The organism is Vibrio sinus (assembly GCF_023634645.1).
GTDB classification, from domain to species: Bacteria; Pseudomonadota; Gammaproteobacteria; order Enterobacterales; family Vibrionaceae; genus Vibrio; species Vibrio sinus.
In genome coordinates this window covers 223,470-247,021 of the sequence record NZ_JAMKMR010000002.1, presented here as the reverse complement: position 1 = coordinate 247,021, position 23,552 = coordinate 223,470, and the positions used below count along the sequence as shown (strand labels likewise).

Below are 23,552 nucleotides of genomic sequence, written 5' to 3'. Positions count from 1 at the left end.
TCGTTACTTCGCTTCTGGGAACCAGTCATTCAAAAGCCCTTGTGAACGTTCAAGTTCTTTCTTCCAGGTATTCACACCTACAACGGTTGGCTTAAGAAGAATAACAAGTTCGGTTTTTTCTGTACTTTCGGATACGTTTCTAAATAGATGTCCTATCGCGGGAAGATCGCCCAAAAATGGCACTTTAGACACTTGGTTTTTCACACTGGATTTCATCAATCCACCAATGACCACCACATCACCATCTTGAGCACGTATGACGGAATCTGACTCCCGAACTGAGCTCTGTGCCAGCGGCAATGTGAGGGTATTTGAACCATAGGTGATTTGTTTGGTTTGATCTTGCACATCAATAACCGCCGGATGGACATGTAAAATCACGTTGCCCTGCTGGTCAATTTGTGGGGTTACATCAAGAGAGATTCCAGAGAAAAACGGAGTTAACTCAACATCAAAGGTGGTTTCTGTACTGGTGCCGTTAAGGACAACACTGGATACATCGGTGACATAATATTCATCCGTACCTACTTTAATCACAGCTTTTTGGTTATTCGCCGCCGTCACTCTAGGGCTGGATAGGACATTGACATCCCCCTGGGTTTGCATAAAGCTCAACACACCGGAAAAGGTGCCATCAGACACAGTAATATTCGTTTGGCCATTAAGCAGATCTCCAATATCATCTAGGCCAGGTAACGTTGAGGCACCTACACGCTGTATCACCACTTTTCCATCGCCTAGCGATAAGTTTGACCAGTTGATACCTTGCTGATAACCATCACTTAGTGTGACCTCAATAATCTTGGTTTCTAAAATGACTTGGCGGTGCATTCTTTGCTGTGACACGCCTAGGAAATTTCTCACCTGACGGATGGCATCAGGAAAGGCTCTCACCGTCACCAAACTGGCTTGCGGCACAATCACCACACTCTGCCCTTTACCTACACCAATTAAATTTTCAATCGCCGTTTTTAGCTGCGGCCAAAAATCACTTTCGCTCACGGTCTCAATTTCCGTCCCACCATTAGATGACGTAGTCGAGGTACTACTTGAAGAATCGGACGTTGAAGATGAAGAACTGCTCGAGTCACTGGTGGTCATGGTACTGGTGGTAATGGAGGTGAGCGAGCGGCCACTGCGTTTAAACTGAATGTAATCGACCGGAATACTCACCGTGCGTAGGCCCGCAGGAAACACTTGAATAACATTGCCAGATTTTTCAATGTCAAACCCGTAAATATCACGCACTACGGAAAAGACCTCATCGAGCGTGACATCGGTAAGGTTTACCGTGATGCTGCCAGTTACATCAGGTTGAATGGCGATACTGTAGGGCGTGCCTTTAACAAGACTGGTGAAAAACGCTTTCGCATCAATACCATCAGCCTTAATGTTGTAACGCTTAATAGTATCGGAGGCGAGCGAGGCATTGGGGTTTAGATCCGGCATTAGATCAGCCTCGACAGAAGGGGGCAGTTTATCTAACTTGAGGTTTTTATCGTTCGCTAGGGCTTGATTTAAACTACGCTTCGCCTCCACGGGATCTCGATGGCCTAATCCCATGGTACACCCAATCAATGATATAGAACTTACCAATATTATTAGGTATCTATACATTCAAGCGATTACCCTAATCCTTTATATTTAAAGGAAACAACTTAAGTTTCCACTGCTTTCCTTGGCTCACTAATGTCACAGAGTCTTGACCAATATTTTTGACTCGATACTGTCCAATGACATCATTGGCCCTAACAATAGTATTATTTAACGTTGCGTAACATTTCCCTCTTTCTTGACACAAAATCCCTTGTAGCTTTGGTAACTGTTTTGCTTTCTGCTGAGCCTGCTTTCCTGACGGCTTAGGTGCTGTCCAACCCAATGGAGCTGTGGGATCTTTTGCTCCCCATACGGTCGCTGATAAACTGAGAAACACTAAGCCCAACGTCCATTTAGCCACCGATAAACTCCTGCCTTGTCCCCAAGGTATACACTTGTATCACAAGCCTCGCCTTTGGATAGCTTTCTACCGAATACTGAAAGCTTCGCCAATAATATTTGACGGGTAGCGCTTCCAATGCTTCTAGGTAACTGAGAATAGAAAAATAGTTTCCCGTTACTTCTAGCCGAATTGGATGTAAATAATACCCAGTGTATTGACCGCCATTACTATCCTTACCAATAGGCTCTGCGGTTAACGATTCCATCGAGACTAAATGTACCCCTTTTGTCCCTCTAAGCACTTTCTCTAGTAGCTGGGACATTTGCGACGGCGAAATCAAATTCTCTATAATTTTAGAGAGCTGCTGCGAAAGTTGCTGACTTTGTTTTAAAAGTTGCTGCAACTGGGCATTAATTTCTTGATTTGGATCTCCTTTTAACTTGGCTTTGGCCAACTTAATATCTTTTTTTAAGCTTTTAATGTTCTTTTCAGCTACAACTACTTTCTTATCGGCAGCTTGTTCTAATTCTATGGCAGGTTCTAAAACTATTGAAAATAACAGTAGGGAAACGCCAACCAGCCCACAAAAACTCACCATGAGCTTTTCGCGAGTCGTCATTTGAGCAAATTTTTCAGATAACTGCTGCCAAAATTGAGCCATCAGTTTGTTCCCTGTTTAGACTTGAGCTCAAATGTAATGAGCTGCTGCTCATTACGGCTAATTTTCAGCTTTTCAAACGTCCGCCCAACTAAGTTAAGCTCTGTTTTAAACTGATTTATCCAACTTGGAATGGCTTGCGCGTTTCGAGCCAGCCCGACGATATCTAGAGAATTGGCATTCATCGTGATGGAGTTTAGTGAAATATCGTTGCGGCCAATTTCAGCTAACGATTTCATCACTCCCGAATAGCCTAGCTGTTGTGACTCATCATATTCACCCACCGCTTTTAATGAATCCTTTTTAGATTGGATTTCATTTTTGAGTCGAGCCACCGCAGCAACTTTCTCTGCTGCAGGTTGGTGTTTTTGCAGTTGCACTTGCAAACGAGAGAGCTGACTTGACAGTGTCGCCGCTTTTGCTTGATGACTCGCCAGAGATTGCTCAAGTTGAGAAGCTTGATAATGGAAAAAACCGCTAACTAATAGCAACACCGCAGCAACAACGCACCAGCTCGCCACCATATAACCTAAGGTCAGATACTCCTTTTTAGGTTTTAAATGCTGTGGATACAGATTGATGTAGTTTGCTCTAAGCAAATTAGCTTGAGAAACAACCAACACACCACTTTCTGTATTGTCATCATCAAGGGAAGACACTTTAACGCTGACTCTGTCAGCAAGAGAATCCGCTAACGCAAGATTGTCTTCCCCATCGCAAGATATTTTTAGATGGTGTAGCGAGGCCCCTTTTAACTGAGAGGACAAGTAGTCAATGGAGCGTTGCAATTCTAATGCCGCTCCATCAAGAGCTAAATCGCCACTTTCCGGACCTGATACAGGGGCGATAACACCACGAAGCGTACGATGAAACACGCATCGATTGTTAACGTAAGCGCGTAATTGATAACTGCCCTGTTCACTTCTTTGTAACAGCAGAAAATGATTAAGCTCACCAGCCAGAAGGCCCCAGATATCATCTTCTATCAGTACTCGGTCTAGTACATGGCCTTGGCTCAACGCTATTTGATTCAAATTGAGGACTAAAGACTTTGAAACCACATAGACTTGAAGCTTGTTGGTATTGGGCAACTCAAATGCGTCTGCAACTAAATCTGATACGCGCTCACTAGTTAAATCTTTCAACAAGAAAGGTAACGCGCTGTTCCATTCTTCTTTGGGTAAGTTGGGCTTATCAATTTGAAAGTCTTGATATAAACCGGGATGCAAGACAACATCTAATTCAGCGCTTTGGGGTAATTTCGCTAATACGTCTTGTAAAAGTTGAGTCCACTCACCTTGGCCAATAGAGAGTTTGTCTGGAATATCGAGTGAGGAATCGTCTGAAGAAAAGTAAATGGCATGAGGCTGGACAACGGCATAAACCCGCGATTGCCCGGAACGTTTTGGCTTAAATTTATCGATGAGTGATGTCAATTCCATTGATACTCGCTCTTACTTTTTTCGCCAGCGATTTCTTCGCCCTATTTTAACCATAGATGGTATTGGCTGAGTTTTTAGTTTTTTTTCAGTTGGGTATACTTGTTTCTCTGGTTGTAAATAGCGTCCTTGCATGCCATTTACACCCAACTCTTTTAACGTATTTCGTTCTTGCTTAGAGTCAACACCAACGGCAATAACCTTGGTCTCTATACTTGCACACGCGCCCACTAAACTCCGCACAAACAGGCGATTTTCGTGCCGTTGATCAATTTGTTTTACCAAACTTCGATGCAATTTCAAGTAATCAATATTCAGATCTTTCAAATAGTGTGTGCTGACCACAGAGCGTCCCGCTTGATCCACACAAACTCGGAAGCCAAACCCAGACAGCATTTTGATCACAGGTCTCATATAGTCCAAGTGTTCAACCAGTCTCGCTTCGGCAAATTCAAACGTCAGTCGTTTTCGATACATCGAGGGCAGTTGCAATAATTCATCCCTAAACCACTTGAAGTGGCTCTTATCTGCAAAAGGAGTGACGTGCATGTTGATAGAATAAAGCTTTAAAGGAGAATATGATGCTTTGATGTACTGAAAGATAATATGTAGCGCAGCTTTATCTAGACGGCTTTCATACCCCACCGCTTCTAATGCGGCATTATATTTTGACGCTTTTAACACCCCTCTTTCTGGATCATTAATTCTGACAAACAGTTCATTATGTATCGCCATCATTTCATGTTGAGCATTATGCATAAAACACGCTTGCTCAAATAAGTACAGCTCATTGGGAGCGATAGATTGATCAAACAAACTGCGCCAACGAACATTACCTCGCTCGTGATCAAATCGAGCAGGTTTGTCGTACCTATTCCATGTGTTAATTTGCTGAACTTGGGCATTTCTTAACGCCGACTCCACTTCGTCCATGATGGCAGCTTGATGTTCCCCCTCTTGATACATGGTCATACCAATGTGTATCCAATTGTCCTTATCTAATGGACTGGGCGGAGAAATACTTTGTAATTGTTTTAAGCAGCTTTGTACTATGTAAGAGATGTCTTTAGAGGTGAGTTGCGGGGCAAATATAGCAAAATCAGAGGAGTAATAGCGTGACAAAATAATATCAGGATACCGCTGGACAATATTTGAAATCCTTTCTCCTATTTCGACAATAAATTCATCGGCGGTGCGTTTACTGTTTTCCTCTCTTACTTGCTCAATATCTTCCACTCTAACAAGCATCACGCCGCCATGAGCCCCTCCTTCAGAAAGCGCAGATTCCAATTTGCTGTCAAACAGGACTCTATTGGCAGTGCCAGTCAGTTGATCGAGAAAGGTTTGACTGCGTATGAAGGTATCAAAGCGGCTTCGCTCTTGCCGCGCATCTTGCAACTCTTCAATCAGAGTATCTAGTGCTTCACTGGCGGTAAACGGCCATTCACGAAAATCCCCTTTGGCGTATTCTTCCACTCGTCCGGCGAGAATCATTCGTCCTCGCTCCTCTAACAACTCACAACCATAAAGCTGAGATTTTAACCACCGAACCCCACGAACCAGGCAGAACAGTACTAAAGCGACGGCGATAGTAATTGAAGACAATGCCCCAATTGAATAGCCATAACCTAAGTAAGGTGGTATCGCCTTAAACGACATTTTATAGCTAGGATTGAGCGTCAGTTGATAAGATTTTTCGTATAAAAAAGCTGGGTTGGTATGAGAAGACTTGTTGACGAATTGGTACACCACACCTTGATTGTTAGACAAACTCATGTCTACAACATCAGCAGCATGGAGCAGTTTAGGCATCCAAGTGCGAAAGGACTTGACCGAGTTAGGCTGTTGTAGTTCTTTATCTACCACCTCAACAATACCGTAAAGGTAGTGGTTCTGATACTCCTGGCCGATACGTTTAAACGACAAAGAGCCGCCGATGAATATAATAAACATGGCGCTGACAACTATGATGGTCACGAACGCAACCAAGCGAGCACTGAGTTTTAAGGTAGGAGTACGCCTCATAAACTATAGAATTCCGTTTCCTGAAATGTCATTGAGGTAATAGTTTTGCTTTGCTATTTCACAAACAAGTCAATATTGTCTTTGTTAATGGTGTGTTTGTCTATAGCCGACTCACTTTCCTTTCTAAGAACTAAAAAGCCGCAATCCTGCGGCTCTTATAAATGGAATCATTAGAATGGGATGTCGTCATCAAAGTCCATTGGTGGCTCATTGTATTGAGGCTGAGTTGGCTTAGGTGCTTGTTGCGTCGGCGCAGAAGGTTGCTGCGCTTGCATAGCGGGTGCTGGTTGTTGTGGCTGACCCCAACCACCTTGTGCTTGCCCCATAGGTTGGCCTGCTGGTGCGCCACCTTGTGCTCGGCCACCCAACATTTGCATCACGCCATTAAATCCTTGCACGACCACTTCCGTTGTATAGCGATCTTGACCATTTTGGTCCTGCCACTTACGTGTTTGTAGCTGTCCTTCGATGTATACTTGAGAGCCTTTACGTAGGTATTCACCTGCGACTTCAGCAAGCTTGCCAAACAATGCAACACGGTGCCACTCTGTCTTCTCACGCTGTTCACCTGTTGCTTTGTCACGCCATGATTCAGACGTTGCGATAGTGATGTTTGCCACAGCGCCACCATTTGGCATGTATCGAATTTCTGGGTCATTGCCTAGGTTACCCACCAAGATTACTTTATTTACTCCACGGCTTGCCATGTTTTGCTCCGTCTAAATTTCTAAAGGCTGTTAAACAACATAATAGGATAGCATGCTTTGCGACAACGACAAATCTTGATCGTTTCGTCTTAGATATCGCAAAAATAGGCCATTGTGCAGACCTCAATAACAAATCTTAGAAGCAGATCGTTAATCTGCACCATTGATTGATTTGACGTTTTCTTAAGCCTAAGAAACTAGACGCATTTTCTTGTTTTCCAACTCGCCCCAATGGAATAAATCCACCAGACTATTAACTTTGTTTATGATTGTATTGGCTGGGATTGCTATGAAAAAAATTGATTATTCAAGAACTATCTACGCACTATGTTTAGACAACACCTCACAATGCTCATATTTAGATAAACTAGAAAAAGCTTATCGTAGAACCATACCAAAAATAGAAGTTGAAGACTTGCTTGTCGCTTCTCCCCTACACCCACACAAAATTTTATTGATCGATTATCGACATTGCCAAGAGATAATGACAAAAATAATTCGCTTACCAATCGCTTCCAATCGATTTGAAACCATCATTTTCAACGTTGATAAACGCTTAGAAACTGAGGAAATCATCACAATGGGCAATCTAAAAGGGCTCTACTATCGAGACGATAACACCAAAGATATTGCTGAGGATTTCAAGCAAATCGTCAATGGTAAAAACTGCTTACCTCACTATGTTATGTGCCAATTGCTGCACTACTATCGACATATAGTCAGCCATTTTCCCACCAGTATTAGTGTTGAACTTACCAGCCGAGAGGTCCAAATTCTTAAAAGCCTACAAACCGGTGCATCGAACTCAAAAATCGCCGAAGCTCACTATATCAGTGAATTTACCGTCAAATCTCACTTGTATCAGATTTTTAAAAAACTGGCGGTAAAGAACCGAGTTCAAGCGATTGCTTGGGCGAACCGAAACTTAGTCAGTCAATAGGCTTCTAGCAATAGAAATAAGCACAACATGGAATTATGACGCAAGGAAGCAAACATGTTATGGTACGCTGAAAATTTGCAACCCAATTAGTAGACTGATAATGATTAAGAAGTGCCTTTTCCCTGCAGCTGGCTACGGAACTCGGTTTTTGCCTGCAACCAAATCTATGCCTAAAGAGATGATGCCTGTTGTCAACAAACCCTTGATTGAGTACGGCGTCGAAGAGGCAATCCAAGCTGGTATTGATGGCATGTGTATCGTCACTGGACGAGGCAAACACTCCATCATGGATCATTTCGATATGAACTATGAATTGGAACACCAAATTCTTGGCACCAATAAAGAAGAGTTGTTAGTCGACATACGTAAAATTATCGAAACCGCTAACTTTACCTATATCCGCCAACGCGAAATGAAAGGCTTAGGTCATGCTATCTTGACTGGCCGTGAGCTGGTCGGTGATGAACCATTTGCTGTAGTACTCGCTGACGATTTATGCGTCAATAAACAGCAAGGCGTATTGGCACAAATGGTGGCACTATACAAACAATTTCGCTGCTCAATTGTAGCCGTCCAAGAAGTTCCAGACAACGAAACGCATAAATATGGCATCGTTGAAGGAGAAATGATCAAAGATGGCTTATACCGCGTTGACGATATGGTAGAAAAACCAGAGCCAGGCACAGCCCCAAGCAACTTGGCTATTATTGGCCGATACATCCTAACCCCCGATATCTTCGAGCTAATTGAACAAACTGAGCCAGGAAAAGGTGGTGAAATTCAAATCACCGACGCTCTGCTTAAACAAGCCAAAGCGGGATGTGTTCTTGCTTATAAATTTAAAGGGCAGAGGTTTGATTGCGGTAGCGTGGAAGGCTATATCGAGGCCACTAACTTTTGCTACGAAAATTTGTACCTTAAAGACAAAGTGGCATCAGAGCTCGGCAAGCAATCAACTCAGAAAGAGAGCTAACGTTCGCCATTACACCCGGCAACAAAATACTGTTTATTTATACAGCAAATTTAATTGGCACACTGTTCACTCTATGTAATACTTGATTAACTCGGTATTACATAGAGCAGTCAACATGGACAAAATTGAAGTTAGAGGGGCTCGAACTCACAACCTCAAAAACATCAGTCTCACCATCCCAAGAGACAAACTTATTGTTATTACAGGACTTTCTGGTTCAGGAAAATCCTCCCTTGCCTTTGACACCTTGTATGCCGAGGGCCAAAGACGCTATGTCGAGTCGCTATCTGCCTATGCAAGACAGTTTCTATCTTTAATGGAAAAGCCCGATGTCGATCATATTGAAGGGCTCTCTCCAGCCATTTCCATTGAGCAGAAATCTACCTCACATAACCCAAGATCGACAGTGGGCACTATTACAGAGATATACGATTACCTGCGTTTGCTTTATGCTCGTGTCGGTGAGCCTAGGTGCCCAGATCACCATACCCCTCTTGCCGCCCAAACCATTACTCAAATGGTCGATAGTGTTCTATCTTGCCCTGAGGGAGCCAAGATGATGCTGCTAGCGCCAATCGTAAAAGAGCGCAAAGGCGAACACGTAAAAACCCTTGAAAACCTTTCAGCGCAGGGATTCATTCGCGCAAGAATTGATGGTGAGATTTGCGATTTATCTGATCCTCCTACTCTAGAGCTACATAAAAAGCACACCATCGAAGTAGTGGTTGACCGATTTAAAATTCGTTCTGACTTGCAACAAAGATTAGCTGAGTCTTTCGAAACCGCATTAGAGCTTTCTGGGGGCATCGCGGTTGTCAGCCCAATGGATGGCGACGGCGAAGAAATTGTATTTTCTGCCAACTTTGCTTGCTCACATTGCGGCTATAGCATGCAAGAGCTCGAGCCAAGACTATTTTCTTTCAACAACCCAGCAGGGGCATGTTCTACATGTGATGGCCTAGGTGTTCAGCAATATTTTGACCCGGAACGAGTCATACAAGATGAAAGTTTAAGTTTGGCTGATGGCGCTATTCGAGGCTGGGACAAGAAAAATTACTATTATTTCCAGATGCTCAAGTCGCTTGCCGAGCATTATGGCTTTGATATCAATGCACCCTTTAAAAAGCTGCCAAAAAAAATCCAGCAGGTGTTATTAACTGGCTCAGGTCGTACCGATGTTGAATTTAAATACGTCAATGACCGTGGTGATGTGAGACTGAAAAAACACCCCTTTGAAGGCATACTTAATACCCTAGAAAGGCGCTACCGAGACACTGAATCAAACTCCGTTAGAGAAGATTTAGTGAAATACATCTCAACCAAAACCTGTTCAAGCTGTAACGGCTCTAGACTTAGACTGGAGGCAAGAAATGTCTTCATTCAAGACACGACCCTACCTGATATAGTCGAACTAAGCATTGCTGAAGCGCTAGCCTTTTTCAAGGACTTAACTCTACAAGGTCAGCGCGCCCAAATTGCAGAAAAGGTCATGAAGGAAATCAATGATCGCCTGCACTTTTTAGTCAATGTTGGCCTTAATTATTTAAATCTATCACGCAGCGCAGAAACCTTATCGGGTGGCGAAGCACAGCGGATTCGACTGGCCAGCCAAATTGGCGCTGGGCTTGTCGGCGTAATGTACGTACTTGATGAGCCTTCTATCGGCTTACATCAGCGCGATAATGAGCGCCTGCTACAAACTCTGATTCATCTGCGCGATCTCGGTAATACCGTTCTGGTTGTGGAACATGATGAAGACGCCATAAGAGCGGCCGATCATGTCATCGATATTGGCCCTGGTGCCGGGGTCCACGGCGGCGAAGTCATCGCCCAAGGCAAGGTAGACGATATTATTGCAACCCCCGACTCTCTCACTGGTCACTACTTAGGTGGCGAGAAAGAAATATCAATCCCTAAGCAACGAACGCCAATCGATAAGAAAAAGGTTGTCGAGCTTGTTGGTGCCAGTGGCAATAATTTGAAAAACGTCAGTTTAACACTGCCCGTTGGCCTATTTACTTGTGTTACTGGGGTATCTGGCTCTGGCAAATCCACCTTAATTAACGACACCTTTTATAAAATAGCTCACACTCAGCTCAATGGTGCAACCACAGAAACCCCTTCTCCTTACCAGCAGATTAAAGGCCTTGAACACTTCGACAAAGTGATCGACATTGATCAAAGCCCAATTGGTCGAACACCTCGCTCTAACCCAGCCACCTACACGGGTATTTTCACCCCCATACGTGAGCTATTTGCTGGCACGCAGGAGTCTCGCTCTCGAGGCTATAAGCCCGGCCGGTTCAGCTTTAACGTGCGTGGCGGCCGCTGCGAAGCCTGCCAGGGTGATGGTGTCATTAAGGTAGAAATGCATTTCCTACCCGATGTCTATGTCGCTTGCGACTCTTGTAAGGGCAAGCGATACAATCGTGAAACCCTTGAAGTCAAATACAAAGGAAAATCCATTGATGAAGTTTTGCAGATGACGGTGGAAGATGCACGCAAGTTCTTTGATCCCGTGCCTGTTATTGCGCGAAAACTGCAAACATTAATGGATGTTGGCCTCTCCTATATTCGACTTGGTCAGGCAGCAACAACCTTATCTGGCGGTGAAGCACAAAGGGTTAAGCTCGCGCGTGAATTATCTAAGCGAGATACAGGCAAAACCCTGTATATCCTTGATGAACCAACAACAGGCCTACACTTTCACGACATCCAACAGCTGCTCACTGTGTTACATCGCTTACGCGATCATGGCAATACTGTGGTGGTCATTGAGCATAACTTGGATGTCATAAAAACGGCCGACTGGATTGTCGATTTAGGCCCTGAAGGCGGACAAGGAGGAGGAGAAATCATTGCCCAAGGCACTCCCGAAGCAGTTATGAATGTCAAAGGCTCACATACCGCTCGGTTCTTAAAACCTATGTTAGAGTGAGGCGCTACACACATTAAATCTGTGCCCATCGCAGTCAGATTAAGTATACTTGATAAAAACCAATCACTTATCAGTGGATATTTCATTAGGGCCAATTGGCCCTAAATGAACGGCTCAGGGACGCGACTCTATGGCAATATTGCACACCACAGGTACCAAACTGGAAATAGAAGCACCTGTGGTTCCTCTCAATCGAAGCTTCCTATTTTCGATAGGTTTCGTGTTTATTATTGCCATGCACTTCTTTACCCAAAACCCTGGCGGCTCAGGTCTGGCTCTGTCTTTTAACCCTGCGACCTGGATAGGACTGAGTGTTACATTCGCCATTGGCCTTTATCAGCTAGCGACCAATCATCAGCTGCGTTATTCGCGCCTCACCATTGGATTAATTATCAGCTGTATTTTACTGACGATTCCCGAGCTTTATCCTGATTCGAACATTGATGAGTCGATTACTAGGCTGACTGGGTTATGGGCTGGGATGTTGTTCTTTGTGCTTCTGCAGCAGTTTCATTTTAGTAACAAGCAAAAACAAAGGATATTGTGGTTCATTGTTATCGCCGTAGCGATCGAATCCTTGTTCGGCTACTTTCAATATTTGTTTCTTCAACCTGGTAACTATTTTGGCTACGACACTGTCGTTAATCGCCCCTATGGCATATTCCAACAGCCCAACGTCATGGCGAGTTTTCTCGCCACAGGACTTGCACTATCAGGCTACTTGCTAGCAAGACAACCGTTTAAATATCAGACTAAAATCAGTACCGTGACCCTGCTGTATGTCACGCCAGCGCTCACTGTACCACTTTTAATTGTGCTCGCTTCGCGTACTGGCTGGCTTGGTGCAGCAATCTCCATATTTATATTGCTGCCATACCTTTACTACCATTCGTCAGTGAAACGCTTCGCAGGCTGGGGTAGCTCGATTATCGTTGGGATTTTGTTGGGCATGTTACTGGCGATAAGTTTCAGTGGTGGGGTTGGAGAAAAAAATGTCCTGGAAAAAGCAAAATTAGATAGCCCGAGATTTGATATTTACGCCCAAACCATCGACATGTTTGTCGAGAAACCCTTTACGGGCTATGGGTATGGTAAGTTTGAACCATCATATCTGCTGTATACTGCTCGCCAGCACCAGCTCAACCCCAACTACCCACCCGGAACTCCATCACTCAGTCACCCTCATAACGAATTGCTCTACTGGGCAGTCGAAGGTGGACTCGTTCCTATCTTAGGCATATTGCTGGCCGCCAGCATGATATTAATACGTATTTATCATGGTAAGAAAGGCACTCGATTAGCCGTCTTCGCGCTGTTTGTACCTATCGTTTTGCACACTCAATTAGAGTATCCCTTTTATCATTCCTCCATCCATTGGATTATATTTGTTATTCTGCTTTTTTGGGTCGATCAGCGCACTGCGATTTACCAAACTCTACCTTTTAGCGAAATCAGTAAAGCACTACTGCGAATTGCCAGTTTAATGCTACCGATAGTGACCGCCTTTTATATGGCCAGTGCGCTGCACAGTAACTACGTATTGACCAAATTTGAGCACACCGTGCCACCGAACCCAGAAATACTCAGTGAGGTCACTAACCCCGTAGTATGGAAAGACAGGTTGGATTGGGATATTTACAGTACCTATCTAAAAATTGGCCTAGTCAGTAAAGATGCCAAATTCATTCAGCCATACATCGACTGGTCATTAAAGGTCATCAAGAGAAAGCCTCGCGCCGCATTTTATATCAATTTGATCATTGCCTACCAAGGACTGGGCGAAGACAGAAAGGCAAAGGAAATTCAAACAGAAGCTGAGTATCTTTTCCCTAAGCAAGATTTTACTAAGGTGAAATATCTACCGCCCTCAGCGGGTGTGATTCCTGTCAAGCAACATGGCCCTCAGGTAAAAAATGAGGGCCAAGCAAAGTGAATCTATCGAAGTTAGTTAGTCAGCGTTTCTTCCAGCGCTTTCAAACATAACGAGACATTTTCTTGTCTTGCGCCATAGCCCATCAAGCCAATTCTCCAGGCTTTTCCTGTTAAGGCACCTAGCCCTGCACCTACTTCTAGATTGTAGGTTTGCAGCAAATGCGATCTGATTTTTGCTTCATCAATACCCGCTGGGAAGTACACCGCATTAAGCTGAGGTAATCGACTCGATTCTTCAACGACAAACTCAAAACCCAGCTTCTCCAAACCGAATTTAAGCTTTTCATGCATAGCTCTATGCCGTGCCCAAGCGTTTTCAATCCCTTCATTTTGTAAATGAACTAACGCTTCATGCAGAGCATATAAGCTATTAACGGGTGCAGTATGATGGTAACTACGCTTACCTTCACCACTCCAATAACCAAGCACCAGACTTTGATCTAAAAACCAACTTTGTATTGGCGCTTGGCGAGAGCGAATTTTTTCTATGGCTTTAGCTGAGAATGTCAGCGGGGACAGACCAGGTACGCAAGATAAGCACTTCTGGCTGCCAGAATAGACCGCATCCAGATGCCAATCATCTACCCTTAGCTCAACCCCTGCTAATGATGTGACAGTATCAACAATGGTGAGTACATCATATTGCTGTGCCAATTTTCCTAATGCTTTCGCATCGGATAACGCCCCTGTCGAGGTTTCAGCATGAACAAAAGCCAAGATTTTACAATCGGGGTTCTCTTTTAACGCTTGTTCGACCTTATCAATCGATACAGGCGCTCCCCATTCATCATCCACCATCACAGCTTCACCGCCAGTTCGAAGCACGTTTTCACGCATTCTCTCACTGAACACGCCATTTCGGCACACTATGACTTTATCTCCTGGCTCCACAAGATTGACAAAACAAGCTTCCATACCGGCACTACCAGGCGCAGAAACAGCAATGGTAAACTCGTTTTCCGTTTGGAATGCGTACTTAAGCAGATGTTTTAGCTCGTCCATCATCGAGATGAACAAGGGATCAAGATGGCCTACCGTAGGTCTGCTTAATGCTTGTAATACTTCAGGAGAAATATCCGATGGTCCAGGCCCCATTAGAATTCGTCGTGGTGGGATGAAGCTTTGAATCGTCATATAGCCGTCCTATATTCAATTGTGAGAGTAATTACACTAGTGTACTTTTTAAACACAAACAACCGAAAAGGCATGTTTGGTTAACAAATATTGATTGACAAGTCTACGCGAAACACGTTCAATATCCGAGCTTAATGCAGGAGAGGAGCACTGCCCAGGCAGGTATTTTGTGGAACCATAAATCCAAGACAAGATACTCATGGGGAGCAGTGCCGAGGCGATTTCAGCGTATGGGTTGAAATTGTCGGTTAATCGGGCTGAATCCCATTAACTGTCACTGGTCCAACCCAGTGAAGAGCTTCTGAAGGCATCGATTAATAAGTAAAACGCCTTTCTTTTTAGCTCAGCTGATCTCTTCAACATTAAACATTACCAATGGTTTAATTGATATTTTTTGGAGAATTACCGTGAGCAGATTTAACGTCGCTAAATTTGGCGGAACCAGCGTCGCAAACTTTGAAGCCATGAGCCGCTGCGCGGCTATCGTTGAAAATAGCCCGAATACCAAACTGATTGTCAGCAGCGCTTGTTCAGGCGTGACCAATTTACTGGTTGAGTTAGCCGGTGGTGTGCAAAACGCTGAACGCCGTGAACAGCTGCTTGCCCAATTAGCCGATATCCATCATTCCGTCCTCGATCAGTTAGCGGACCCTGTAGACACCGAAAAGCAGATTCAAGCCCTGCTAGCCAGTGTGGCCAGTGCCGCAGAAGCCGCGTCGTATCAATCGAGCAAAAAGCTCACCGATCACCTAGTGGCAACGGGTGAGCTTATGTCAACCTATCTACTCACTCAAGTTGTTAAAGAAAGGGGCAATGATGCGGTACGCTTCGATATTCGTGACATCATGAGAACGGATGATAATTTTGGCAAAGCAGAAGCACAGCTCGACGAAATATCCGCATTAGCTCAAGAGAAATTAGTACCGCTATGCAAAAAGCATATTGTTGTTACACAAGGCTTTATTGGCAGCGATGCAGAGGGTAACACCACCACATTTGGCCGTGGGGGTAGTGATTACAGCGCTTCACTCATTGCCGAAGCCGTACAAGCGAGCGGGCTGGAAATTTGGACTGATGTTCCAGGTATCTATACCACAGATCCAAGGATTGCCCCTAAAGCCACCCCTATCTCAGAAATCAGCTTTAGCGAAGCATCAGAAATGGCGAACTTCGGCGCGAAAATTCTTCACCCCTCAACCTTGGTGCCCGCATTACGCCATGATATTCCTGTTTTTGTCGGTTCTTCTAAGCAGCCCGAGAAAGGTGGGACATGGATTCGCCACCAAGTGCAAAGTAAACCTTTATTTAGAGCCTTGGCCTTAAGGCGCAATCAGACTATGGTCACTTTACGTAGCGCAAATATGTTCCACGCCTATGGCTTTTTGGCCAAGGTATTCGAGATCCTTGCCAAGCACAAAATATCCGTTGATTTAATCACGACCTCAGAAATCAGTGTCTCGTTAACATTGGATCAAACAGATACTGCCGGTGGTGCGCCTGAGCTGCCATGCGAAGCTAAGCAAGAGTTAGAGCAGCTATGTAAAGTTGAGGTGGAACATAACCTGTGTTTGGTTGCGTTAATTGGCAACAAGATCAGCGAAAAGAAAGGTTATGCTTCCCAAGTATTTAGCGCTGTTGAAGACTTCAATTTAAAAATGATTTGCTACGGGGCCAGCCCACATAATATGTGTTTTTTAGTCCATGAATCTGAATCTACTGACGCCATTGAAAAGTTACATTTAGAATTATTTGAACAATAGATATTTCAGCTCTCTGAGCATCAGTAACAGCACAACGTAAACTGAATTTATGGTATCTGTTTATCAGTTAGGCATGCCAAACCTGACTGAATATATTGCTCTCTTTGATGAGAAAGATTTACCGAGCAGGGCTGAGTATAATTTATTTCACCTTTTAGATCAGAACGTTAGTTTGTTTTTAAGCAGAGTAGCCATATTAACTAGTTGACAGTGAAAAATCGCATTGTTAATTTGAATTTACTCACTTTTATAGTCAATTATTTTACAGGCCAGCTTACTATCATGATGAACATCTCGATGACTCACATTCAGCAAATTATTATCGAGATTATTATCAGGCGGTGCGGGCTTGAGTGAGTAGCATATTCTCAAAACTAAGCCTCGCACCTTCGGGTCCGAGGCTTTTTTTATACCTAAAATCGGACACAACTTCATGAACGCTAATACTTCGTCAACAGATCAGCATCAAGAAAAGCCCAGCCGCCAACATTTGGCCTGGCTAGCCATCGTTCTTTGCTCCTGCTTCCTCTTTTACAAATATGTTTTGCAAGTCTCTCCTTCCGTCATGACAGGCGAGTTAATGAAAGCTTTTGATATCAATGGTGCTGGACTTGGCAATTTAGCCGCGACTTTCTTTTATAGTTACTTGGTCATTCAAATCATTTCCGGCCCATCTCTGGACCGTTTCGGCGCACGCTTTATTGGTGGTATTGCATTATTAGTCAGTGCCGCTGGCGCTTGGACATTTGCCCACGCGACGCACTTGGTGTGGGCGGAAATAGGCCGAGCGATGATGGGAGCAGGCGTTGCTTTCGCCACAGTGACTTACCTAAAAGTCGCTTCGACCTGGTTTAGTGCCAAGCGTTTTGCGTTTCTCAGTGGCTTAGTACCGACTGCTGTGATGGTTGGCGCGGTGTTTGGTCAAGTACCACTTGCGCATGTCGTCTCTGACGAAGGATGGCGACGTTCACTGGATCTGGTTGCTGTTCTTGGGGTCGTACTATCACTGGCTTTCTTAGTGTTCGTTCGCGATAAAAAGTCTCAGGACAGCCAAGCTGTACGCAAAGACAAGATTGGTTGGAAAGATAGCTTAGGCGTGCTAAAAAGTCCGGCGAATTGGATGTTAACCCTGTATAGCGGACTGGCATTCGCCCCGTTAGCCGTATTTGCTGGCCTTTGGGGTAACCCGTTTCTCACCACTACCTACCATATCACCACATCACAAGCGGCCTCGTTGACTTCTCTGGTGTTCATCGGTTTAGGTGTTGGCGGGCCAGTGTTTGGTCTGTTGTCTGACTATACAGGCAAACGCACCTTATGGATGTTTGTCGGTGGCATCATCACCTTGCTCAGTGTCATGGCAATCTTATACTCTCACCAGTTAAGTCATGCTTTATTATGCGTTTTAATGTTCTTGTTCGGCTTTGGTACCGGGGCATTTATGATTGGTTTTGCGATGGCAAAAGATCTTAATTCCCTGCTTTTGGCAGGCACGGTGGTCGCCATGGTCAATACGGGTGATGCTATTCTTGGCGCAATCACTGAACCATTAGTGGGTTACGCGCTAGACTTAGGCTGGCATGGTAAGAAAATCGCTGGAACGCCAGTATTTTCTACCCAAGATTACGTCCATTCATTTAGCTTACTGCCCGTCTACTTGGTCCTATCACTGGTATTTCTTGCCTTAGCGGCGAAACTGATGAAAAAAACTAGCGCATAGCATTGCGATAAGGTTACTAAAAACAAACAGGCCAGCGTTCGCTGGCCTCATACAACACGCCCTAACATGAGAAGCAAGTTAATCTAAGTTTGGTGCCAACCACTTTTCAGCCGTTTGTTTATCCCAACCTTTCCGATCGGCATAGCTCTCTAATTGATCATGTTGGATTTGCGCAACGGCAAAATAACGTGAATCTGGGTGAGAGAAATACCAACCAGATACCGAAGCACCTGGCCACATGGCATAGCTAGAGGTCAGTGACATACCGATGGTTTGTTCCACATTTAATAGCTGCCAAAGCGTCTCTTTTTCCGTATGCTCTGGACACGCTGGGTATCCAGGTGCGGGGCGAATACCTTGATAGCGCTCACGAATTAGCTCTTCGTTGGTTAAGTTTTCTTGCTCAGCGTAACCCCAGATGTCCTTACGAACGCGTTCATGCAGATACTCGGCGAACGCTTCGGCAAGACGATCTGCCACCGCTTGAATCATAATCGCGTTGTAGTCGTCACCTTTGGCCTTGTATTCATCCGCCAGTTCTCGCTCACCAATACCACCCGTGACCGCAAAGGCCCCTATCCAGTCGAGTTTACCACTCGATTTAGGAGCAACATAATCAGCAAGGCAATAGTTGTAGCCTTTTGGCTTTTCTGTCTGTTGGCGAAGGTGATGCAAAACTTTCACCACTTCCGTACGAGACTCATCACTGTACACTTCGATGTCATCCCCGATGCTAGAGGCGGGAAACAATGCACACATACCACTGGCTTTAAGCAATTTTTCTTGCTCAATTCGATCCAATAATGCATTGGCATCATTAAACAGCTTTTGCGCCTCTTCACCAACTTCTTCATGCTGCAAAATGGCGGGATATTTACCCATCAAAGACCAAGTCATAAAAAATGGCGTCCAATCGATATATTTTCTTAATTCTGCAACGTCAAAATCCTCGAAAACATGCACACCTGCTTTTTTAGGCTGAGGTGGCGTATAGCGTTGCCAATCTATCGCTACGCTATTTTCCCTAGCCCGCTCAAGCGTCACTGGCTTAGTTCTCGGTGTTTTTCGATTGTGTTGATCTCTGACTCGCTCGTAATCGATATTGAGCTTTTCGATGAAGTTAGGGCGCAGTTCATCGGACAAAAGCGACGTACATACACCAACCGCTCGTGAGGCATTATTGACGTAAACCACAGGCTGATGGTAGTTGTGTTCTATCTTCACCGCAGTATGCGCTTTTGATGTGGTTGCGCCACCAATCAAAAGTGGTAAATCAAAACCTTGTCGTTCCATCTCTTTAGCAACGTGGACCATTTCATCCAATGAGGGGGTAATCAAACCTGATAGACCAATAATGTCGACATTTTCTTCTTTCGCCACTTTAAGAATTTTTTCACATGGCACCATGACACCGAGATCAATAATGTCGTAGTTGTTGCATTGCAAAACCACCCCTACGATGTTTTTACCGATATCATGTACATCGCCTTTCACGGTAGCTAGCAAGATTTTGCCATTGGATTGACCAGCCTGCTTTTCCGCATTGATATAAGGCTCTAAATGCGCGACCGCTTGCTTCATAACGCGAGCCGATTTTACCACCTGGGGAAGAAACATCTTGCCTTCGCCGAATAGATCACCCACCACATTCATGCCATCCATGAGCGGGCCTTCAATGACTTCTAGCGGTTTATTCGCATTAAGACGAGCTTCTTCAGTATCATCAACAATAAACTCAGTGATGCCTTTCACCAAAGCATGCTCCAAGCGTTTTTCAACCGACCATGTGCGCCACTCTAACGCGCTCGCGTCGTCTTCTTTATTACCGCCTTTTCCGGCATATTCTCCAGCAATATCAAGCAGCCTTTCAGTCGCATCATCTCGGCGATTAAGGACCACATCTTCAACGGCTTCACGCAGTTTCTCGGGTACATTATCGTAAATTTCTAATTGACCGGCGTTAACAATGCCCATATCCATACCATTTTTAAAGCAATGGTAAAGAAAAACAGCATGTATCGCTTCACGCACATAATTATTGCCACGAAAAGAAAACGACACATTCGATACGCCACCAGAAATCATCGCATAGGGGAGATCTCGTTTGATATCTGCGACCGCATTGATAAAGTCCACCGCATAATTGTTATGTTCGTCTATTCCTGTCGCCACTGCGAAAATATTGGGGTCAAAGATAATATCTTCCGGAGGAAAACCGACTTCGTCGACCAGCACCCGATAAGCGTTGGTACAGATTTCCAATTTTCGCTCACGCGTTTCCGCTTGGCCTACTTCATCAAATGCCATGACGATGACGGCCGCACCATAACGTCGTATCAGCTTGGCCTGTTCGACAAATTTTTCTTTGCCTTCTTTTAACGAAATGGAGTTAACAATTCCCTTGCCTTGAATACATTTCAGTCCCGCTTCAATCACTTCCCACTTGGAGGAATCGACCATAATCGGCACTTTGGAAATTTCTGGCTCTGAGGCACATAAGTTAAGAAATTTCACCATGCACGCTTCGGCATCTAACATCCCTTCATCCATGTTGATGTCGATAATTTGCGCGCCATTTTCCACTTGCTGCCTGGCCACCTCTAGTGCTTCATCATACAGCTCTTCCTTAATAAGCCTTTTAAAGCGCGCTGAGCCTGTCACGTTGGTTCGTTCACCCACGTTGACAAACAAGGTTTCTTTTTCGATTGTCAGTGGCTCAAGGCCTGATAAACGGCAAGCGGTAGGAATATCAGGAAGCGCTCGCGGGGCAACGCTTGCCACCGCCTCCGCCATTTTACGAATATGCTCTGGTGTTGTGCCGCAACACCCGCCGATAATGTTTAAAAAGCCGCTTTGCGCCCACTCTTTGACATGGATGGCCATGTCGTCTGGCGATAAGTCGTACTCACCAAAAGCGTTTGGTAACCCCGCATTGGGGTGCGCCGAAACATAAGTTTCAGAAATGCGTGACAGCTCTTCAACATACGGGCGTAACTCATCTGGCCCCAAAGCGCAGTTCAAACCAAAAGAAATGGGGTTTACGTGTCGCAGCGCATTGTAGAATGCTTCCGTGGTTTGCCCTGATAAAGTCCTGCCCGATGCATCGGTAATGGTGCCTGAAATCATAACTGGGAGCTTTAATGACATCTGCTCGAACACACTTTCTACCGCAAACGCGCAGGCTTTGGCGTTTAGCGTATCAAAGATGGTTTCAATCAATATCAGATCCGCACCACCTTTAATTAATGCTCGCGTAGATTCAGAATAAGCTTCGACCAGCTCGTCAAAACTGACATTACGAAAACCCGGATCATTGACATCAGGAGAGATAGAGCAAGTACGGTTAGTTGGACCTAGTACCCCAGCCACATACCTAGGTTTATCTGGTGTTTTGGCGGTCCACTCGTCTGCCACCTCTCTGGCTAATTTCGCCGCGGCGTAGTTAATCTCTTCACTGAGGCTTTCCATTTCGTAGTCGGCCATCGCAATGGGAGTGGCATTGAAGGTATTGGTCTCTAAGATATCAGCGCCTGCTTCTAAATAGGCCGAATGGATATCCTTGATGATCTGAGGCTGAGTAAGAACTAAAAGATCATTGTTTCCTTTCAAATCACAATGCCAATTGGCAAACCGCTCACCGCGGTAGCCTTGCTCATCAAGCTTATGCCCCTGAATCATGGTTCCCATACCACCATCGATGAGTAAAATACCTTGATTGAGTCGAGCAGTTATCTGTCGTCTTACTTCATTTTGTTGTGTTACGCCGCTTCCCACAATACAGCCTCAATTGTTATCACTTTTCTCCATCCTACCACAGTTTAGATAGGAGTCTAGACGTCCAAAAATTTAAATCTTACTTGCAAAGTGTGATTGAAACGAGTGATGTTCATGAAACGTTACAATATGCTCAAAAGATACTTGAGCTGCCCATAGCCTATTTGAATTAAGTCAAATAGTGAGTAGGTGTTCGGTAAAATTGTTTGCTATTTTATTAACATACTTAGAAAATCCGCTTCACATTTTTGTCCTACTGAGTTCAGCAACATGTCTGTGTATTACACGCTTTGTTTTTTATCTGCAGCCGCGATGTTCATTGCCTTTATCAACAGCAAAATAGGTAAGATGCAAACCACTATTGCGATCACCGCAGGCTCAATGACTCTGTCTTTGTTGATTCTCATTGCAGGACAAAATGATTGGTTTCACTTAACCAGCATCGCCACCGATGTGATTTCTCGAATCAATTTTGAAGACTTCTTATTAAAAGGCATTCTTGGCTTCTTGCTGTTTGCTGGCGGGCTTGGTATTAAGCTGCCCCACTTAAAAGATCAAAAGTGGGAAATCACTGTCCTTGCCCTTGGCGCAACATTGTTTTCTACCTTTTTTATTGGCTTCGTCCTATACGCCTTATGCCAACTACTCGGTATTAATTTTGATTTAATTTATTGCTTATTATTTGGTGCGCTCATCTCACCGACCGATCCTATCGCTGTACTTGCCATTGTAAAAAAGCTCAAAGCACCAGAAAGAATCTCGACGCAAATAGAAGGCGAGTCCTTGTTTAACGATGGTTTTGGCTTAGTCATTTTCGTGACCATTTTCACCGTCGCATTTGGCTCAGAGTCGCCGACTATAGGCAGCGTAACGGGGTTATTCTTACAAGAAGCGATTGGTGGGATCAGTTATGGATTAGTGCTGGGCGTTATCTTCCATTACCTGATTTCAGCAACCGATGATCATTCAATGGAACTGTTGTTAACCATCGCTGTGCCTACCGCAGGTTATGCGTTTGCTGAAGTGCTACACGTGTCTGGCCCGCTAGCCATGGTGGTATCTGGCATTATGATAGGTAATTGGACTCGATACATCGGCTTTTCTAAGGAAAGCGATCAACACTTAGATCACTTCTGGGAACTTGTGGATGAATTTCTCAACGGCGTGTTATTTCTACTTATTGGTATGTCGATGCTGCTGTTCGAGTTCCATAAGGAAGATTGGATTCTGATGGCCATTTCTGTGCCATTAGTATTGGGCGCTCGCTACTTAAGTGTGTTTTTCTCTTACCTTGGCTTCAAACGGTATCGCCAATACAACTCATGGTCCATCAATATCCTCACTTGGGGAGGGCTCAGAGGTGGCCTAGCGCTAGCCATGGCATTGTCCATTCCATCCGGTATATGGGTGATTGAAGAGAAGGCGATTGATGTAAAAGAAATTATTCTCGTTATGACCTACTCGGTGGTGGTGTTCTCTATCCTGGTTCAAGGTTCGAGCATCACGCCCATGATCAACAAAGCAAACCTTGAAGAGCAGCAAAAGCTCGATTAGAGCGTACTAATCAAAACAGGTTAAAAAAATGGCCAATCAACTGATTGGCCATTTTCTAT

General features: G+C 44.5%; 15 protein-coding genes and 1 riboswitch. Of the genes, 7 read left to right on the top strand and 8 right to left on the bottom strand.

Features of this window, described 5'->3' with window-relative positions; all coding sequences use genetic code 11:
- Positions 1–3: 3 nt before the first annotated feature.
- The 6 genes from mshL to M9194_RS03605 all read right to left on the bottom strand — a co-directional run bounded on the left by mshL (position 4) and on the right by M9194_RS03605 (position 6,768).
- Positions 4–1,617, bottom strand: a complete 1,614-nt coding sequence (mshL, locus tag M9194_RS03630; protein ID WP_250611049.1) for a pilus (MSHA type) biogenesis protein MshL — start codon at positions 1,615–1,617, stop codon at positions 4–6.
- A 13-nt stretch (positions 1,618–1,630) separates the two neighbouring features.
- Complete coding sequence (locus M9194_RS03625; RefSeq protein ID WP_250611047.1) at positions 1,631–1,957, bottom strand: MSHA biogenesis protein MshK; 327 nt, start codon at positions 1,955–1,957, stop codon at positions 1,631–1,633.
- Positions 1,950–2,600, bottom strand: a complete 651-nt coding sequence (locus tag M9194_RS03620) for a type II secretion system protein GspM (protein ID WP_250611045.1) — start codon at positions 2,598–2,600, stop codon at positions 1,950–1,952. The genes M9194_RS03625 and M9194_RS03620 overlap by 8 nt, the downstream gene beginning before the upstream one ends.
- Positions 2,600–4,039, bottom strand: coding sequence for an MSHA biogenesis protein MshI (locus M9194_RS03615; protein ID WP_250611043.1), 1,440 nt, complete (start codon positions 4,037–4,039; stop codon positions 2,600–2,602). The genes M9194_RS03620 and M9194_RS03615 overlap by 1 nt, the downstream gene beginning before the upstream one ends.
- 12 nt (positions 4,040–4,051) lie before the next feature.
- Entirely contained in the window at positions 4,052–6,061 is a 2,010-nt protein-coding gene (gene csrD, locus M9194_RS03610; protein ID WP_250611041.1) for an RNase E specificity factor CsrD, read from the bottom strand.
- Between the two features lie 170 nt (positions 6,062–6,231).
- Positions 6,232–6,768 (bottom strand): single-stranded DNA-binding protein, encoded by a 537-nt coding sequence (locus M9194_RS03605; protein WP_250611039.1) that lies wholly within the window; start codon positions 6,766–6,768, stop codon positions 6,232–6,234.
- 289 nt (positions 6,769–7,057) lie between these two features.
- Here M9194_RS03605 and M9194_RS03600 point away from each other — a divergent pair, with 289 nt between their 5' ends.
- From M9194_RS03600 to M9194_RS03585, 4 genes are all read left to right on the top strand, one after another.
- Positions 7,058–7,708 carry a LuxR C-terminal-related transcriptional regulator gene (locus tag M9194_RS03600; RefSeq protein WP_250611038.1) on the top strand — a complete coding sequence of 217 codons (651 nt, stop codon included), beginning with the start codon at positions 7,058–7,060 and terminating at the stop codon, positions 7,706–7,708.
- 100 nt (positions 7,709–7,808) lie between these two features.
- Positions 7,809–8,681 (top strand): UTP--glucose-1-phosphate uridylyltransferase GalU, encoded by an 873-nt coding sequence (galU, locus tag M9194_RS03595; RefSeq protein ID WP_250611037.1) that lies wholly within the window; start codon positions 7,809–7,811, stop codon positions 8,679–8,681.
- Positions 8,682–8,796: 115 nt separating this feature from the next.
- Entirely contained in the window at positions 8,797–11,619 is a 2,823-nt protein-coding gene (gene uvrA / locus M9194_RS03590) for an excinuclease ABC subunit UvrA (RefSeq protein WP_250611036.1), read from the top strand.
- 130 nt (positions 11,620–11,749) lie between these two features.
- Positions 11,750–13,552, top strand: a complete 1,803-nt coding sequence (locus M9194_RS03585) for a PglL family O-oligosaccharyltransferase (protein WP_250611035.1) — start codon at positions 11,750–11,752, stop codon at positions 13,550–13,552.
- A gap of 11 nt (positions 13,553–13,563) precedes the next feature.
- Here M9194_RS03585 and M9194_RS03580 read toward each other — a convergent pair whose 3' ends face one another.
- Positions 13,564–14,685 carry a pyridoxal-phosphate-dependent aminotransferase family protein gene (locus M9194_RS03580; protein WP_250611034.1) on the bottom strand — a complete coding sequence of 374 codons (1,122 nt, stop codon included), beginning with the start codon at positions 14,683–14,685 and terminating at the stop codon, positions 13,564–13,566.
- Positions 14,686–14,817: 132 nt separating this feature from the next.
- A riboswitch (Lysine riboswitch) is annotated at positions 14,818–14,994 on the top strand.
- 98 nt (positions 14,995–15,092) lie between these two features.
- Between M9194_RS03580 and lysC the strand changes: the two genes are divergently transcribed.
- Positions 15,093–16,445, top strand: coding sequence for a lysine-sensitive aspartokinase 3 (lysC, locus tag M9194_RS03575; RefSeq protein ID WP_250611033.1), 1,353 nt, complete (start codon positions 15,093–15,095; stop codon positions 16,443–16,445).
- Between the two features lie 433 nt (positions 16,446–16,878).
- Positions 16,879–18,165: an MFS transporter gene (locus tag M9194_RS03570; RefSeq protein WP_250611032.1), complete on the top strand. Its 1,287-nt coding sequence runs from the start codon at positions 16,879–16,881 to the stop codon at positions 18,163–18,165.
- Between the two features lie 78 nt (positions 18,166–18,243).
- Here M9194_RS03570 and metH read toward each other — a convergent pair whose 3' ends face one another.
- Positions 18,244–21,939: a methionine synthase gene (gene metH / locus M9194_RS03565; RefSeq protein ID WP_250611031.1), complete on the bottom strand. Its 3,696-nt coding sequence runs from the start codon at positions 21,937–21,939 to the stop codon at positions 18,244–18,246.
- 270 nt (positions 21,940–22,209) lie between these two features.
- Between metH and M9194_RS03560 the strand changes: the two genes are divergently transcribed.
- On the top strand, positions 22,210–23,493 hold the full coding sequence (locus tag M9194_RS03560; protein WP_250611030.1) for a cation:proton antiporter: 1,284 nt from the start codon (positions 22,210–22,212) through the stop codon (positions 23,491–23,493).
- The last annotated feature ends 59 nt before the right edge of the window (positions 23,494–23,552 follow it).